Below are 13997 nucleotides of genomic sequence, written 5' to 3'. Positions count from 1 at the left end.
GCCGTGGTCAGGAGACGCGGACGTCGATCGTGTGCCAGCCGGTGGCGCCGTCGGGGGCCACCGGAGCGAGCTGGTCGGTCTGGGTGCGCCCGGCCGCGTCCGTGGCCCGTACCTCGATCGTGTGGTCGCCCGGCGTGGCGTCCCAGTCGAGCGCCCACTGCCGCCAGGTGTCGGGTCCGGGCACCTGGGCGAGCCTGGCCTGCCGCCAGGCGCCCCGGTCGACCCGCACCTCCACGGCGTCGACGCCGGTGTGCTGGGCCCAGGCGACGCCGGCGATCGTGGTGGGGCCCGCCGCCACCTTCGCCCCGGCCCGGGGGACGTCGATGCGGGACTGCGTCTTGATGGGCCCCTTGGCCGCCCAGCCGCGTGGGGTCCAGTACGCCTCGTCGGTGTCGAACCTGGTCACCTTGACGTCCACCACCCACTTGGTGGCCGAGACGTACCCGTACAACCCCGGCACCACCTGCCGCACCGGGAAGCCGTGGTCCACCGGGAGCGCCTCACCGTTCATGGCCACGGCGAACAGGGCGTCCCTGCCGTCCATGATCACGTCCAGCGGGGTGCCGCAGGTGAAGCCGTCGTCGGAGGTGGACAACAGCATGTCGGCCTCGGGACGGAGCCCGGCCTCGCGCAGCACGTCGGCCATCCGCGCGCCGAGCCAGCGCGCGTTGCCCACGTAAGGACCGCCGACCTCGTTGGAGACGCAGGTGAGGGTGATGTCGGCCTCGGTGAGCGGGCGCCTGAGCAGGTCGTCGTACGTGATCTCGATCGGCCGGTCGACGAGGCCGTGCACGCGCAGGGTCCAGGCCCGGGGGTCGACCTGGGGGACGATGAGCGCGGTGTCGACGCGGTAGAAGTCGGCGTTCGGGGTGACGAACGGGGACAGCCCGTTGATCTTGAGGTCGGCCCCGGCGGGGAGCGGCGCGGCCGGGCGGGCGGCGGCGGGGATGGTCACGTCGACCCGGGCCGCGTCGACGGCGCGGGCCCCGGTGAGCGCACGGCCCAGGAAGGTGGCGGCCCCGGCGGCCACCACGCCACCGGCGGCCCCGGTGATCAGCCGCCTCCGGTCGAACGCGTACGGCACCCCGGGCGCCCGCATGACCGCGGGCCGCTCGATCGTCCCGTCGTCGGAAACAGCGCCCCCGGATCTGGCGTCCCCGAATCCGGCGTCCTCGGGCCCGGCGTCCTCAGCCGGGGTGGCGCGACGGAGGAGCCAGGACAGGGTCCATACCCCGGCCGCCACCCCCGCCAGGGTCGGCAGCGCGTCGGCGAACCCGGCGCCGGGCCTGGTGAGCACCGCCGCCACGCCGACGACGCCGAAGAGCGCGAGCCCTGCCGTCCCGTGGACCGGGCGGCGCCGGGCGGCCACGCCGATGCCGGCGGCGATCAGGGTGAGCACCACGAGCACGCCGCCGACGAGGACGTTCTTGTCGTTCTCGCCGAACGTCCGGATCGCGAACTCCTTCAGCGGCGCCGGCGACAGGTCGACCACCCAGTCGCCCACGGCCACGACCGGGAACGACCCGGCCCCGACCAGCCCCGCGCCGAGCTGCGCGACGCCGAGCGCCACGGCGCCCGCCACGATGCCTGCCAGCGCGCCCGCCCAGGCGGGCGCGGCCACATTCCTCTGCACACCTCTGACGCTACGCCGCCCCGCGCTCGCGGGTTCTTACGCGGTGGTTACGGGGCGAGCAGTTCGCGGACGACCGGCGCGAGGAGGCGGAAGGCGCGGCCACGGTGGCTGATGGCGTCCTTCTCTTCGGCGGTCATCTCGGCGGTGGTGCGGGTGTCGCCGTCGGGCACGAAGATCGGGTCGTAGCCGAAGCCGCCGGAGCCGCGCGGGGTGCGGATCAGCTTTCCGGGCAGCACGCCCTCGGCCACCCTGGACTCGCCGGAGGGCAGCGCGAGCGCGGCCACGCAGGTGAAGTGGGCGGTGAGCTTGTCGTCGGGCACGTCGGACAGCTGGGCGAGCACCAGGTCGAGGTTGGCCCGGTCGTCGCCGTGCCGGCCGGACCAGCGGGCGGAGAAGACGCCGGGCATGCCGTTGAGCACGTCGACGCAGAGCCCGGAGTCGTCGGCCACCGAGGGCAGGCCCGACTGCCTGGCCACCTCGTGGGCCTTGAGCAGGGCGTTGTCCTCGAAGGTGACGCCGGTCTCGGCCACGTCGCCGATCTCGGGGAACTCCTCGAGCCCCACGACGTCGAACCCGGTGAGGATGCGCCGCAGCTCGGCGATCTTCCCGGTGTTGCGGGTGGCGAGCAGGATCCTCATGCGGACAGCGCCTCCTGCTGGATCAGGGTGAGCTCCTCGCATCCGGAGACGGCGAGGTCGAGCAGCCGGTCGAGCACCTCGCGGTCGAACGGCGCGCCCTCGGCGGTGCCCTGGACCTCGACGAAGCTGCCCTCGCCGGTCATGACGACGTTCATGTCGGTCTCGGCGGCGACGTCCTCGACGTAGCAGAGGTCGAGCAGGGGGACCGAGCCGACGACGCCCACGGAGACCGCGGACACCGAGCCGATGAGCGGGTCGCCGGGGCACATCTTGCGCTCGCGCATCCAGGCGATCGCGTCGGCGAGCGCGACGTAGGCGCCGGTGATGGCGGCGGTGCGGGTGCCGCCGTCGGCCTGCAGCACGTCGCAGTCGAGCAGGATCGAGTTTTCGCCCAGGGCCTTGTAGTCGACGCAGGCGCGCAGCGAGCGGCCGATCAGCCGGGAGATCTCGTGGGTGCGGCCGCCGATCTTGCCGCGTACGGACTCGCGGTCGTTGCGGGTGTTGGTGGCGCGCGGGAGCATCGCGTACTCGCCCGTCACCCAGCCCTCGCCGCTGCCGCGCCGCCAGCGCGGCACGCTGTCCTGGACGGACGCGGCGCACAGCACGCGCGTCTGGCCGAACTCCACCAGCACGGACCCTTCCGCGTGGGAGAGCCAGTTTCTGGTGATGGTGACGGGGCGGAGCTGGTCGGGGTTTCGGCCATCCTGTCGCGACATGCAGATCACCCTATCTCCGCGTCGCGCGCCTCAGGACCCGCGGCTCATCCCAGGTCGTAGACGGCGCCGCTGCGGGCCAGTTCGATCGGCCCGGTGAAGCCTCCCCTGGTGGCGTCGTCCAGCACGGCGCCCTGGGAATGCCACGGGACGAGGTGGGTGAGCACGAGCCGCCCCACCCCGGCCTTGGCGCCGTGCTCGGCCGCCTGGCGTCCGGACAGGTGGAGCCCGGTGGGCAGGTCGGGCTTGTCCAGCAGCGACGCCTCGCACAGCAGCAGGTCGGCGTCGGCGGCCAGCTTGACGAGCTCGGCGCACTCGCCGGTGTCGCCGGAGTAGACGACGCTGCGCCCGGCGTGCTCGACGCGGAACCCGTACGCCTCCACAGGATGGTTGACGTGGGCCGAGGTCAGCGTGAACGGGCCGACCTCGATCGTGCCGGGGGCGAGCCCGGCGAAGTCGAAGGCGGTCTCCAGGCCCGGCTCGTCCGGCATGCCGTAGGCGGCGGCGAGCCGGCGCGGCGCGTCGGCGGGCGCGTGGACGGGCACCCGGGGGTAGGGGGCGCCGGGGCCGTAGGTGCGTGCCACGTGGTAGCCGCACAGGTCGAGGCAGTGGTCGGCGTGCAGGTGGGACAGGCAGACCGCGTCGACGTCGTACAGGCCGATGTGCCGCTGGAGCACCCCCAGGGCCCCGCTGCCGAAGTCGAGCAGCAGCCGGAAGCCCTCCGCCTCGACGAGGTAGCAGGACGCGGGGCTGTCAGGGCCTGGAAAGCTTCCCGAACAGCCGATGATGGTCACTTTCATGCGGGCCTCCCTTGACGGTGGTACCCCCCACAGGAGCGACTTCGACCGCGTCGATCTCCGGGCCCAGGAAGCGGCGTCCGAGCCGGGCGAAGAGCGTGGAGTCGCCGGTGGCGCGGAAGCGGTGCCGGGGGGTGGCCTCGCTGCCGGCCGCCAGGCCGCGGTCGTGCAGGACGCGGTAGACGTCCTTGGCCGTCTCGTCCGCGCTGGACACCAGCGTGACCCCGTCGCCCGCGACGTAGGAGATCGCGCCGGTGAGCAGCGGGTAGTGGGTGCAGCCGAGGATGAGCGTGTCGCATCCGGCCTCCTGGATGGGCTCCAGGTAGCCGGTGACGGCCTCGATGAGCTGCTCGCTCATCGTCTCGCCGCGTTCGACGTACTGCACCAGGCGCGGGGCGGCCACGCCGGTGAGTCGTACGTCGGGAGCGGCGGTGAAGGCGTCGTGGTAGGCCATCGACTCGATCGTGGCCCGGGTGGCGATCACGCCGACCCTGCCGTTGCGCGTGGCGCGCACCGCCCGCCGGGTGGCGGGCTGGATCACCTCGACGACGGGCACGTCGTAGCGCTCGCGGGCGTCGCGGAGCACGGCGGCGCTGGCGCTGTTGCAGGCGATCACGAGCATCTTGACGCCGTCGCCGACGAGGTGGTCCATCACCTCCAGGGCGTAGGCCCGCACCTCGGCGATGCGTTTGGGCCCGTACGGCTGGCGGGCCGTGTCGGCCACGTAGGTGATGGACTCGTGGGGGAGCTGGTCGATGATCGCCCGGGCGACCGTCAGGCCGCCGACTCCGCTGTCGAAGATCCCAATGCTCGCGTCCGGCACCCTTCAGAGCGTAGGCGACCTGCGTTGTCTTCACTGCGTAAGAATGCTCACAGCGCGCGTGTCACCCCCGGAACCGTTTCAGAGCGCGCGCGTCACCCGCGCCCCACTCGTGCCAGCTGGCGCGACTGGGCGACCAGGCGGCCCGTCGAGTCCCACACCTCGGCCTCCTCGTCGAACCATCCGTCGGCGATGAGCCGGCCGCCGGCCACCACGGTGAGCCAGCCGGGGGCGGGCAGCGCGCGCAGGTGCCAGGTCAGCTCGACGGTGGGGGCCCAGCCGCGCAGGCCCGCGGAGAACACCACGGGCGGCAGCGCGTCCACGGCCACGGCCAGCACGAACGGGTCGGGGTCCTGCGGTTCGGCCATCCGGAAGTAGGCGCGCGACTCGGGCCTGCCGGTGGACGCGCCGGTGAGCCAGCCGATGGTGGGCGGGTCGAATACCAGCTCCACCTGGGCGTTCATGTTCATGCCCGACTCGGGTTTGGGGTCGGGCAGCTTGACGCACTCCTCGACGGGCGGCAGGACGTGCTCGGGTCCGGCGGCGTAGACGGGGTCGGCGTTCGTCAGCGTGGCGGTGGTGACCAAGGTCTCGATCTGCGCGACGCCGTCCTGGACGAGGGTCGCGCGGGAGAACGCGGCGGTCCTGCCGCTCTTGATCCGCTCCACCCGCACCGTCGCCGGTCCGGGCACGGGCGCCTTGAGGAACTGCGCGCTGGTGCTCACCGGGTGCGCGAACGGCGACTCGTCGACCACCGCCCGCAGGATCACCGCCATCAGGTAGCCGCCGTTGAGCGGGCCGCCGATCTGGTAGCCGGTGTCGAGACAGACGTCGTAGGTGGTCTCGTCGACCCGGATCGCCTGCGTGGCCTCGTCGAACTTGGTCATCCGGTCCTGCCTCAAATACGGAACTATATTCTAGTACGTCATACTGTACGGCATCCCGACATCAGCGCGCCTACCTGCGAAAACGTGATGACCTTGAGACGGTTCGATCATGGCAAGCGTCACCGAACTCATCGGGCAGTCCGTCTGGGACGCCAACGGGATCTGGGTCGGCCACGTCGTCGACATCCGCGTGATCAAGAACAGGGGCGAGCTGCGCCAGGCCAACACGGTCTACGGGCTGGTGGTCTCGGCCCGCCGCGCTCCCCTGCTGCTCGGCCTCACCCGCGACCGGCCGGGGCGGGCGCCCTGGATGGCGCGGATGGCGAGCCGGATGGTCTACGCGGGATGCACGTTCGTGCCGTGGACCGCCGTCCAGGAGTACGGCGGCGGAGAAGTGCATCTCGGGGCGCTGCGCCGGGAGCTCAGCCGGGCCTGAAGCACACTTCAGCACATTGCAAGCGGCGGTCTAGCAACATCAGCTACTTTCTCTGTGTTTCAAATGTCCACACTGTGAGTTGAGTGATGTCTGCGAATAATCCCCCTCCTGGGCAGGATCCTGACCGTACGACAGCGTATCGGTGGAATCAGGACCAGCCCGATAACCCGCCGACCACGCCGATGTCTCACGGCCAGCCGTACCCGCCGCAGCAGCCGTACCAGCAGCAGGCCCCGTACGGCCAGCAGCCCCAGTACGGTCAGCAGCAGCAGTACGGGCAGACCAGCTCTGGTCAGCAGACCCCTTACGGCGGCCAGCCCGGCTACGACCAGCAGCAGTACGGCCAGCAGCAGCAACAGCAGTACGGCCAGCAGCAGTACGGCCAGCCGCAGTACGGGCAGGCCCAGTACGGACAGCAGCAGGGATACGGCCAGCAGCAGGGCTACGGGGCGCAGGAGCAGCTGGGCTGGCAGGGTCAGGGCCCGGGAGGCGGCGAGCCGCCGAGCAAGGGCCGCAAGGGCTGGGTGATCGCCATCGCGGCGGCCGTCGCCGTGGTGCTGTTCGGCGGCGGCGCCTGGGCAGTCGGGTCGTTCCTGGGCGGCGGCGGCACGCAGCCGCACGACGTGCTGCCCGCCGACACCATCGCCTACGCCCGGCTCGACCTCGACCCCGCCGCCAACCAGAAGGTGGCCCTGTTCCAGATCGCGCAGAAGTTCACCGCCACCAAGGACACGTTCCAGGGCGACGACCCGCGCAAGGCGTTCTTCGACTCGCTCAAGGAGAACGAGAACGACCTCAAGGACGTCGACTTCGCCAAGGACATCGACCCGTGGCTCGGGAGCCGGGTCGGGTTCGGCGTGCTGCCCGGCGGCGGCGAGGAGCCCGACGTCGCCATGGCGGTCCAGGTCAAGGACGAGGAGGCCGCCAAGGCCGGCATCGCCAAGCTCATGGGGAAGAGCAAGTACGGCGTGGCCTTCCGCGAGGACTACGCGATCGTCACGCAGACCCAGGAGCTCGCCGACAAGTACGCCAAGGCGGAGACCACGCTGGCCGACAACGCCGAGTTCGGCGACGACCTGAGCGCGATCGGCGAGCAGGGCGTGCTGTCGTTCTGGGCGCACATGGGCAAGCTCACCGAGCTGTCCGGCGACGCCCTGACCGCCGAGCAGAAGAAGGTGGTCGAGCAGGTCAAGAACGCCCGGTTCACCGGCGCGCTGCGGTTCGACGGCGCGTACGTGGAGCTGGCCGGCCAGCTGCGCGGCGGCGAGAACCTGACCGCCGGCGAGGACGTGCCCGTCGCCAACCTGGCCTCGCTGCCCGGCTCGACCGCGGGCGCGTTCTCGATCTCCGGCATGGACAAGGTCGTCACCAAGCAGTGGGCCGAACTCCAGAAGTCGGCGGCGGCCTCCCCCGAGTTCCAGTCGTTCCTGCAGCAGGCGCAGACCCAGTTCGGGCTCAAGATGCCCGACGACCTGGCCACCATGCTGGGCCAGAACCTGACCCTCGCGGTCGACAGCGAGGGCCTCGACACCCAGCAGTTCAAGGCCGGCGTGCGGATCGCCACCGACCCAGCCAAGGCCCAGGCCATCCTGGACCGGGTGCAGCAGGCCCTGACCGCCCAGGGCCAGCAGGTGCAGATCGCCAAGGTGGCCGGCGACGGCGTGTTCACCGTGGCGACCACCGACGAGTACGCCAAGAAGCTCTCCGAGGAGGGCACGCTCGGTGAGAGCGAGACCTTCCAGACCGCCATCCCGGACGCGGGCGAGGCCACGTACGGCCTGTTCGTCGACCTGGACAAGGTGGAGAAGCTCTACCTGTCGAACCTCCAGGGCGAGGAGAAGGCGAACGTGCAGGTGCTGCGGGCCGTCGGTCTCAGCGGCAAGCAGACCGACACGGAAGTGACGTTCTCCCTGCGGCTGCTGTTCAACTGACGGGACCGTTCACCTGACAAGGGCTGTTCAACTGACGGGACCGTTCACCTGACAAGGGCTGTTCAACTGACGGGACCGTTCGACTGATGGGACGCGAAGGGGCGGCCGGCGCGCGCCGGCCGCCCCTTCCGCGCGCTCAGGCCCAGAGCTGGCCTTCCAGCCGCTGCTCGGCCTCGTCGAGCGTGCCTTCGTACGCGCCGGTCGAGAGGTACTTCCAGCCGCCGTCGGCGACCACGAACACCACGTCGGCCCGCACGCCCGCCTTGACGGCCTTGGCCGCGACGCCCAGCGCGGCGTGCAGGGCGGCGCCGGTGGACACGCCGGCGAAGATGCCCTCCGACGACAGCAGCTCGCGGGTGCGGCGCAGCGCGTCGGCCGAGCCGACGGAGAACCGCGTGGTCAGCACCGACTCGTCGTACAGCTCGGGGATGAACCCCTCGTCCACGTTGCGCAGCCCGTACACCAGCTCGCCGTAGCGCGGCTCGGCGGCCACGATCTGCACGTCGGGGACGCGCTCGCGGAGGAAGCGGCCGACGCCCATGAGGGTCCCCGTGGTGCCCAGGCCCGCCACGAAGTGGGTCACGGTGGGCAGGTCCTCGAGGATCTCCGGCCCGGTCGTCTCGTAGTGGGAGCGCCAGTTGGCGGGGTTGCCGTACTGGTAGAGCATGACCCAGTCGGGGTGGGACTCGGCCAGGCCCTTGGCCACCCGCACGGCCTCGTTGGAGCCGCCCGCGGCGGGCGAGGAGATGATCTCCGCGCCCCACATGCGCAGCAGCTGGCGGCGCTCCTCGGAGGTGTTCTCCGGCATGACGCACACCAGCCGGTAGCCCTTGAGCTTGGCCGCCATGGCCAGCGAGATGCCGGTGTTGCCGCTCGTCGGCTCCAGGATCGTGCAGCCGGGGGTGAGCAGGCCGTCCTTCTCCGCCTGCTCGACCATCCACAGGGCTGGGCGGTCCTTGACGGAGCCGGTGGGGTTGCGGTCCTCCAGCTTGGCCCAGACGCGCACGTCCGGGGACGGGGAGAGCCGCGGCAGCCCCACCATGGGCGTCCGGCCGACCGAGTCGGTCAGCGAGTCGAACCGCATGTCACCCGCCGGCGACGGCCGGGAGGACGGTCACCGTGTCGCCGTCGGAGACCGCGGTGCCGAGTCCGCCGAGGAAGCGCACGTCCTCGTCGTTCAGGTAGACGTTGACGAACCGGCGCAGGCCGTTGTCGTCGACGAGGCGGTCCTTGATGCCGGGGTGGCGGGACTCCAGGTTGGCGATCAGCTCGTCCAGGGTGGCGCCCTCGGCGCTGACGGCCTTGGCGCCGTCGGTGTAGTTACGCAGGATGGTCGGAATGCGGACCTCGATGGCCATCGCTGTCAGTCTCCTCGATCTGGTCGTCGTCCCATCGGCATGCAACGCCGACGGCTGGCTGGGGATTCCTGCTCGGGTTTCCTGGTCAGCGGCGACGACAGTCGTACAGGAGGACGGCAGGAGTGTGCGCGAAGAGAAAACTCTGCACAGGCCCGCCCATCATGGGACGAACCTTACCTCTTCCTCCGAGATTTCACCGTCCACGATGCGGTAGGAGCGGAACTCGATCTCGTTCTCGTCCCTGGTCGACACCAGGACGTAGTGGGCGTTCGGCTCGGACGCGTACGAGACGTCAGTCCGCGACGGGTACGCCTCGGTGGCGGTGTGGGAGTGGTAGATCACCACCGGTTCCTCGTCACGGTCGTCCATCTCACGCCAGACGCGGAACTGCTCCATCGAGTCGAACCGGTAGAACGTGGGCGAACGCTCGGCGTTCTCCATCGGGATGAACCGCTCCGGCACCCCGTCACGCCCCGCGATCACGCCGCACGCCTCGTCGGGGTGGTCGGCCCGGGCATGGGCGACGATCTTGTCCACGAGTTCCTGCGAGATGGTCAGCATGCTGCGGAAGTTACCAGAGCGCGCGAACCAGGCTGTCTTGCAGGTAGGTGAGCCAGTCGTAGGTGACGAACGCCGGATAGCGCGGGTCGTCCTCGGACATCGACTCGAGCTCCTCGTGGATCTCCTCGGTCACCTCCAGGCGGGTGCCGAGCGTGAGCCGCACGTCGTTGAGCGCGCGCATCCACGCCTGCGCCTGCTCGGGGCTGAGCTCCACGCGGCCGGGCACGGCGGTGTCGAGCAGGGTCTGGGCGTCGGAGCGCTTGCCGTCGCGGAGCGTCGCCTCGGTGTAGCGGCGGAACTCCGTCGACTCCTTCTCGTCCTCGTAGGCCGAGGGGAACAGCCGGGCCAGCACCGGGTCGGACGGCGCCTCGCCGTCGCCGATGCCCAGCGCCCGCTCCAGCGGGTCGTCGCTGGTCTCGCCGGGCGAGACCAGCCCGAGCACCATCGAGACGAGCGAACGCAGGATCGAGACCTCCGCGGCCTCGAACCTCGCGACGACGACGCCGCCGCGTCCGGAAGAGAACCCCGAGCTCACCGGCGCCGCCTCACTTGACCGAATCCGGCTGGACCGTCGCCCACAGGCCGTAGGAGTGGAGGATCTGCACGTCGCGTTCCATCTCCTCGCGGGTGCCGCTGGACACGACGGCCTTGCCCTTGTGGTGAACGTCCATCATCAGCTTCTCGGCCTTCTCCCGGGTGTAGCCGAAGACGGTCTGGAAGACGTAGGTCACGTAGGACATGAGGTTGACCGGGTCGTTCCAGACGATCGTCACCCACGGCAGATCGGGCCGGACGTCCTGCGAAGGACGCTCGACGGTGATTGGAGCGGTGCTACCCACATCCATGAGTCTGCCCTATGTGGGCCGTAGTCTTCGACTCGTGACGATGACCATGAGCACGGCGTTGCTCACAGATCACTATGAGCTGACAATGCTCCAGGCGGCCTTGCGGAGCGGGGCGGCGCACCGGCGGGCGGTTTTCGAGGTGTTCGCGCGCCACCTGCCAGGGGGGCGCCGCTACGGGGTGGTCGCCGGGACCGGACGTGTCCTCGACGAACTGGAACACTTCCGGTTCGGTGCAGACGAACTCACTTTTCTCCGAGAGCGCAACGCGGTCGACGAGGCGACCCTGGCCTTCCTCGCCGACTACCGGTTCTCCGGCAGCATCCACGGCTACCGCGAGGGCGACGTCTACTTCCCCGCCTCCCCCATCATGATCGTCGAGGGCACGTTCGCCGAGGCCGTGCTGCTCGAGACCCTCATCCTCTCGGTGCTGAACCACGACTGCGCGATCGCCTCCGCCGCCTCCCGGATGGTGAACGCGGCCGGCAAACGGCCGATCATCGAGATGGGCTCGCGCCGCACCCACGAGCAGGCCGCCGTGGCCGCCGCCAGAGCCGCCTACCTCGCCGGGTTCGCCTCCACCTCCAACCTCCAGGCCGGGCGGCTGTACGGGATCCCCACGGCCGGCACGGCCGCGCACGCCTTCACCCTCCTGCACGACTCCGAGCGGGCCGCGTTCGAGGCCCAGATCGCCTCCCTCGGCCCCGGCACCACGCTCCTCGTCGACACCTACGACGTGCCCGAGGCCGTGCGCACCGCCGTCGAACTGGCCGGCGACAAGCTGGGCGCGGTCCGCATCGACTCCGGCGACCTCGCCGCCGCCGCCCAGGAGGTCCGCGAGCAGCTCGACGCCCTCGGCGCCTTCCACACCCGCATCCTGGTCACCTCCGACCTGGACGAGTACGCGATCGCCGCGCTGGCCGCCGCCCCCGTCGACGGCTACGGCGTCGGCACCTCCCTGGTGACCGGCTCGGGCGTGCCCACCGCCGCGCTGGTCTACAAGCTGGTGGCCCGCGAGACCAGGACCGGCAAGCTGGAGCCGGTCGCCAAGCGGTCGGTGGGCAAGCCGTCGCGGGGCGGGCTCAAGCACGCCTACCGCGTGCTCGACGAGTCGGGCCACTACGAGACGGAGCTGGTCAGCACGTCCTGGGGAGTGCCGGAGGGCAGCGTGCCGCTGCTGACGGAGCTGGTCCGCGAGGGCGAGATCGTCGGCCGCGAGCCGCTCTCCGAGGCGCGGGCGCGGCACGCCGAGTCCCTCGGCCGGCTGCCGCAGGACGCGCTCCACCTCGCCCGGGGGTACGCGGCGATCCCGACCGAGTTCGCCTGACGTATCGTGGCCCCTATGGGTACGGCGCTGATCATCGTCGATGTGCAGAACGACTTCTGCGAGGGAGGCAGCCTCCCCGTGGCGGGCGGCTCCGAGGTCGCGGCCGCGATCACGCGGCACGTGGCCGACCACGGCTACGACCACGTGGTGGCCACCCGCGACCACCATGTCGACCCGGGGGCCCACTTCGCCGACGAGCCCGACTTCGTCACCTCCTGGCCCGCCCACTGCGTCGCCGGCACGCCCGGCGCCGACTTCCATCCGGCGTTCGACGTGTCGTCGGTGGAGGAGGTCTTCAGCAAGGGCGCCCGCGAGGCGGCCTACAGCGGCTTCGAGGGCGCCTCGGGTGACGGGGTGCCGCTGGCCGAGTGGCTGCGGGAGCGCGGCGTGCGCGAGGTCGACGTCGTCGGCATCGCCACCGACCACTGCGTCCGCGCCACCGCGCTCGACGCCGTCAAGCACGGTCTCGCGGTCCGCGTCCTCCTCGACCTCACGGCCGGGGTGTCCCGGCAGACGACGGACGCCGCCGTGGCCGAGCTCGACGCCGCCGGCGCCACCCTCCACGGCGCCGCGATCGTCCGCTAGGTCACGGCGGGCGTGAAGGACCCGGCGGCCCGGGACGGGACCGCCGGGTGAGGGTGCGGCGTCAGGAGCCGCTGTCGTCGAGGCTCTTCGAGCCGTCGTCGTCCGTGCGCTCGTCGAAGCCGCCGGTGTCCTTCCGGGGCGCGTGATCCGTCCCGCCCTTCGGGTCGCCCTGCTCGAAGCGCTCGTTGACCTTGACGCCGTCCTCGCGCTCGCCGGGCCCGCGGGGGTCGGGCAGCGCGACCGGCACGCACTCCGCCACCTCGCCCTTGACGATCGAGAGCTGCATGGCGGAGGGCGCCTTGCCGGACCCGCCGCCGGAGACGGCCAGGATCAGCGTCTCGCCGCTGCCGACGGCGCCCTTGGTGATGGTGAAGACCACGCCGCCGTCCTCGGCCCGCATGCTGGACTCCATCCTGCCCGCGGACTCGGCGGGCTCGCCCCGCCGCCCCTGGCAGGTCTGGCCCTCCGGCAGGTAGTCGACCGCGGCGTTGACGCCCTTGTCGGCCAGTGCCGCCTCCAGGTCCGCCGGGTCGCGGAACTCGGAGATGGACACCTTGACCGAGCCGTCGGCCTGTGAGGTGACGGCGAACGCCGGGGCCGCCCCGCCGTTGACCACGAGCGCCACCAGGGCGGCCGCCGCGACCCCCGACAGCGCGGCGCCCAGCTTGACCAGCCGCGGCACCCTCCGGGCGGCGGTGCCCCGGGTGGCGCCCTGGGTGGCGAGCGCGCCCGCGGCGAGTGCCTCACGGGGCGGGGCGCCGGCGGTCAGGCCGAGCACCGTGATCTCCTCGCTGAGCGCGGCGCGCATCTCGGCCAGCCGGCGCTCGTCCGGGGCCGGCGCGTCGGCGCGCATCTGCTGAAGCAACTGCAGGTCATCCATGGTGAGTCTCCTCGTCGATGTCGGTCGGATCCATCCCGCCCAGGGCGGCGCGGGTCTTCTTCCTGGCCCGGTGCAGCCGGGACCTGACGGTCCCCACCGGGATCTCGAGCGCCTGGGCCACCTCCTCGTAGCTGAGGTCGGCCCACGCGGTCATCAGCAGCACGTCACGCTCGTCGGGGGACAGCTCGGCCAGGGCCCGGGCGAGGTCGCGCTGCGCCGCCGACGCGGACACCCGGGCGTCCACCCGGTCGGCGTAGCTCTCCACCACGTCGTCCACGCCGGTCCTGGCCAGCGCCTGGTAGGACCTGCTCTCGGTACGGTGGTGCTTGCCGATGAGGTTGGCGGCGATCCCGTACAACCAAGGACGGGCGTCGGTGTGCCGCACGTCGTAACGGTCACGCCGCCGGAAGGCGGCCAGGAACGCCTCCGCGACGATGTCGTCGGCGAGCGAGTCTCCCAGCCGCCGGGTGACGTAGCGGTGCAAGGCGAGAGCGTGCCGGTCGAACAACGTCGAGAACGCGGCCGGATCCTGCCAGGACTGCTCGATCACCTCGGCGTCCGTGGACACGCGTGCTGTGTCCGTGATCAA

General features: G+C 71.4%; 17 protein-coding genes. 4 read left to right on the top strand and 13 right to left on the bottom strand.

What is annotated here, in order from left to right:
• Positions 1-7: 7 nt before the first annotated feature.
• From ACGFI7_RS05690 to ACGFI7_RS05665, 6 genes are all read right to left on the bottom strand, one after another.
• A complete protein-coding gene (locus ACGFI7_RS05690; RefSeq protein WP_393399514.1) occupies positions 8-1633 on the bottom strand; it encodes a molybdopterin-dependent oxidoreductase in 1626 nt (541 codons plus the stop codon).
• Positions 1634-1680: 47 nt separating this feature from the next.
• Positions 1681-2271 carry an RdgB/HAM1 family non-canonical purine NTP pyrophosphatase gene (rdgB, locus tag ACGFI7_RS05685; protein WP_393399512.1) on the bottom strand — a complete coding sequence of 197 codons (591 nt, stop codon included), beginning with the start codon at positions 2269-2271 and terminating at the stop codon, positions 1681-1683.
• On the bottom strand, positions 2268-2987 hold the full coding sequence (rph, locus tag ACGFI7_RS05680) for a ribonuclease PH (protein ID WP_393399510.1): 720 nt from the start codon (positions 2985-2987) through the stop codon (positions 2268-2270). The genes rdgB and rph overlap by 4 nt, the downstream gene beginning before the upstream one ends.
• 44 nt (positions 2988-3031) lie before the next feature.
• Positions 3032-3784, bottom strand: a complete 753-nt coding sequence (locus tag ACGFI7_RS05675; protein WP_393399508.1) for an MBL fold metallo-hydrolase — start codon at positions 3782-3784, stop codon at positions 3032-3034.
• Positions 3738-4604, bottom strand: a complete 867-nt coding sequence (gene murI / locus ACGFI7_RS05670; RefSeq protein WP_393399506.1) for a glutamate racemase — start codon at positions 4602-4604, stop codon at positions 3738-3740. The genes ACGFI7_RS05675 and murI overlap by 47 nt, the downstream gene beginning before the upstream one ends.
• 92 nt (positions 4605-4696) lie before the next feature.
• Positions 4697-5488, bottom strand: coding sequence for a thioesterase family protein (locus tag ACGFI7_RS05665; protein WP_393399504.1), 792 nt, complete (start codon positions 5486-5488; stop codon positions 4697-4699).
• A gap of 109 nt (positions 5489-5597) precedes the next feature.
• Between ACGFI7_RS05665 and ACGFI7_RS05660 the strand changes: the two genes are divergently transcribed.
• Together ACGFI7_RS05660 and ACGFI7_RS05655 are read left to right on the top strand one after the other, a co-directional pair.
• On the top strand, positions 5598-5924 hold the full coding sequence (locus ACGFI7_RS05660) for a hypothetical protein (RefSeq protein WP_393399502.1): 327 nt from the start codon (positions 5598-5600) through the stop codon (positions 5922-5924).
• A 182-nt stretch (positions 5925-6106) separates the two neighbouring features.
• A complete protein-coding gene (locus ACGFI7_RS05655) occupies positions 6107-7855 on the top strand; it encodes a DUF3352 domain-containing protein (protein ID WP_393399500.1) in 1749 nt (582 codons plus the stop codon).
• 136 nt (positions 7856-7991) lie between these two features.
• Here the strand turns inward: ACGFI7_RS05655 and ACGFI7_RS05650 are convergent, their stop codons facing one another.
• From ACGFI7_RS05650 to clpS, 5 genes are all read right to left on the bottom strand, one after another.
• Positions 7992-8939, bottom strand: a complete 948-nt coding sequence (locus ACGFI7_RS05650) for a PLP-dependent cysteine synthase family protein (RefSeq protein WP_393399498.1) — start codon at positions 8937-8939, stop codon at positions 7992-7994.
• 1 nt (position 8940) lies between these two features.
• Positions 8941-9213 carry a MoaD/ThiS family protein gene (locus ACGFI7_RS05645; protein ID WP_393399496.1) on the bottom strand — a complete coding sequence of 91 codons (273 nt, stop codon included), beginning with the start codon at positions 9211-9213 and terminating at the stop codon, positions 8941-8943.
• Positions 9214-9372: 159 nt separating this feature from the next.
• The gene (locus tag ACGFI7_RS05640; protein WP_393399494.1) at positions 9373-9774 is read right to left on the bottom strand and encodes a Mov34/MPN/PAD-1 family protein; all 402 of its coding nucleotides are present in this window, start codon (positions 9772-9774) and stop codon (positions 9373-9375) included.
• 10 nt (positions 9775-9784) lie between these two features.
• Complete coding sequence (locus ACGFI7_RS05635; protein ID WP_393399492.1) at positions 9785-10309, bottom strand: DUF2017 domain-containing protein; 525 nt, start codon at positions 10307-10309, stop codon at positions 9785-9787.
• Positions 10310-10319: 10 nt separating this feature from the next.
• On the bottom strand, positions 10320-10619 hold the full coding sequence (clpS, locus tag ACGFI7_RS05630; RefSeq protein ID WP_378525232.1) for an ATP-dependent Clp protease adapter ClpS: 300 nt from the start codon (positions 10617-10619) through the stop codon (positions 10320-10322).
• A gap of 40 nt (positions 10620-10659) precedes the next feature.
• Between clpS and ACGFI7_RS05625 the strand changes: the two genes are divergently transcribed.
• Both ACGFI7_RS05625 and ACGFI7_RS05620 read left to right on the top strand, forming a co-directional pair.
• Positions 10660-11943: a nicotinate phosphoribosyltransferase gene (locus tag ACGFI7_RS05625; protein WP_393399618.1), complete on the top strand. Its 1284-nt coding sequence runs from the start codon at positions 10660-10662 to the stop codon at positions 11941-11943.
• A 15-nt stretch (positions 11944-11958) separates the two neighbouring features.
• Entirely contained in the window at positions 11959-12528 is a 570-nt protein-coding gene (locus ACGFI7_RS05620) for a nicotinamidase (RefSeq protein ID WP_393399489.1), read from the top strand.
• 61 nt (positions 12529-12589) lie between these two features.
• Here the strand turns inward: ACGFI7_RS05620 and ACGFI7_RS05615 are convergent, their stop codons facing one another.
• Positions 12590-13408 carry a hypothetical protein gene (locus ACGFI7_RS05615; protein ID WP_393399486.1) on the bottom strand — a complete coding sequence of 273 codons (819 nt, stop codon included), beginning with the start codon at positions 13406-13408 and terminating at the stop codon, positions 12590-12592.
• Positions 13401-13997, bottom strand: a complete 597-nt coding sequence (locus ACGFI7_RS05610; protein ID WP_393399484.1) for an RNA polymerase sigma factor — start codon at positions 13995-13997, stop codon at positions 13401-13403. Before ACGFI7_RS05610 ends, ACGFI7_RS05615 begins: the two co-directional genes overlap by 8 nt.

Source organism: Nonomuraea sp. NPDC048826 (assembly GCF_043198225.1).
Lineage (GTDB): Bacteria > Actinomycetota > Actinomycetes > Streptosporangiales > Streptosporangiaceae > Nonomuraea.
The sequence above is the reverse complement of the archived record's forward strand: the minus strand, read 5'-3'. Positions and strand labels throughout refer to the sequence as shown.

Coding starts and splice junctions, on each gene's coding strand:
- rdgB (WP_393399512.1), bottom strand. CDS start 2,271: ATGAGGATCCTGCTCGCCACCCGCAACACCGGGAAGATCGCCGAGCTG.
- rph (WP_393399510.1), bottom strand. CDS start 2,987: ATGTCGCGACAGGATGGCCGAAACCCCGACCAGCTCCGCCCCGTCACC.
- ACGFI7_RS05675 (WP_393399508.1), bottom strand. CDS start 3,784: ATGAAAGTGACCATCATCGGCTGTTCGGGAAGCTTTCCAGGCCCTGAC.
- ACGFI7_RS05665 (WP_393399504.1), bottom strand. CDS start 5,488: ATGACCAAGTTCGACGAGGCCACGCAGGCGATCCGGGTCGACGAGACC.
- ACGFI7_RS05660 (WP_393399502.1), top strand. CDS start 5,598: ATGGCAAGCGTCACCGAACTCATCGGGCAGTCCGTCTGGGACGCCAAC.
- ACGFI7_RS05655 (WP_393399500.1), top strand. CDS start 6,107: ATGTCTCACGGCCAGCCGTACCCGCCGCAGCAGCCGTACCAGCAGCAG.
- ACGFI7_RS05650 (WP_393399498.1), bottom strand. CDS start 8,939: ATGCGGTTCGACTCGCTGACCGACTCGGTCGGCCGGACGCCCATGGTG.
- ACGFI7_RS05645 (WP_393399496.1), bottom strand. CDS start 9,213: ATGGCCATCGAGGTCCGCATTCCGACCATCCTGCGTAACTACACCGAC.
- ACGFI7_RS05640 (WP_393399494.1), bottom strand. CDS start 9,774: ATGCTGACCATCTCGCAGGAACTCGTGGACAAGATCGTCGCCCATGCC.
- clpS (WP_378525232.1), bottom strand. CDS start 10,619: ATGGATGTGGGTAGCACCGCTCCAATCACCGTCGAGCGTCCTTCGCAG.
- ACGFI7_RS05625 (WP_393399618.1), top strand. CDS start 10,660: ATGACCATGAGCACGGCGTTGCTCACAGATCACTATGAGCTGACAATG.
- ACGFI7_RS05620 (WP_393399489.1), top strand. CDS start 11,959: ATGGGTACGGCGCTGATCATCGTCGATGTGCAGAACGACTTCTGCGAG.
- ACGFI7_RS05615 (WP_393399486.1), bottom strand. CDS start 13,408: ATGGATGACCTGCAGTTGCTTCAGCAGATGCGCGCCGACGCGCCGGCC.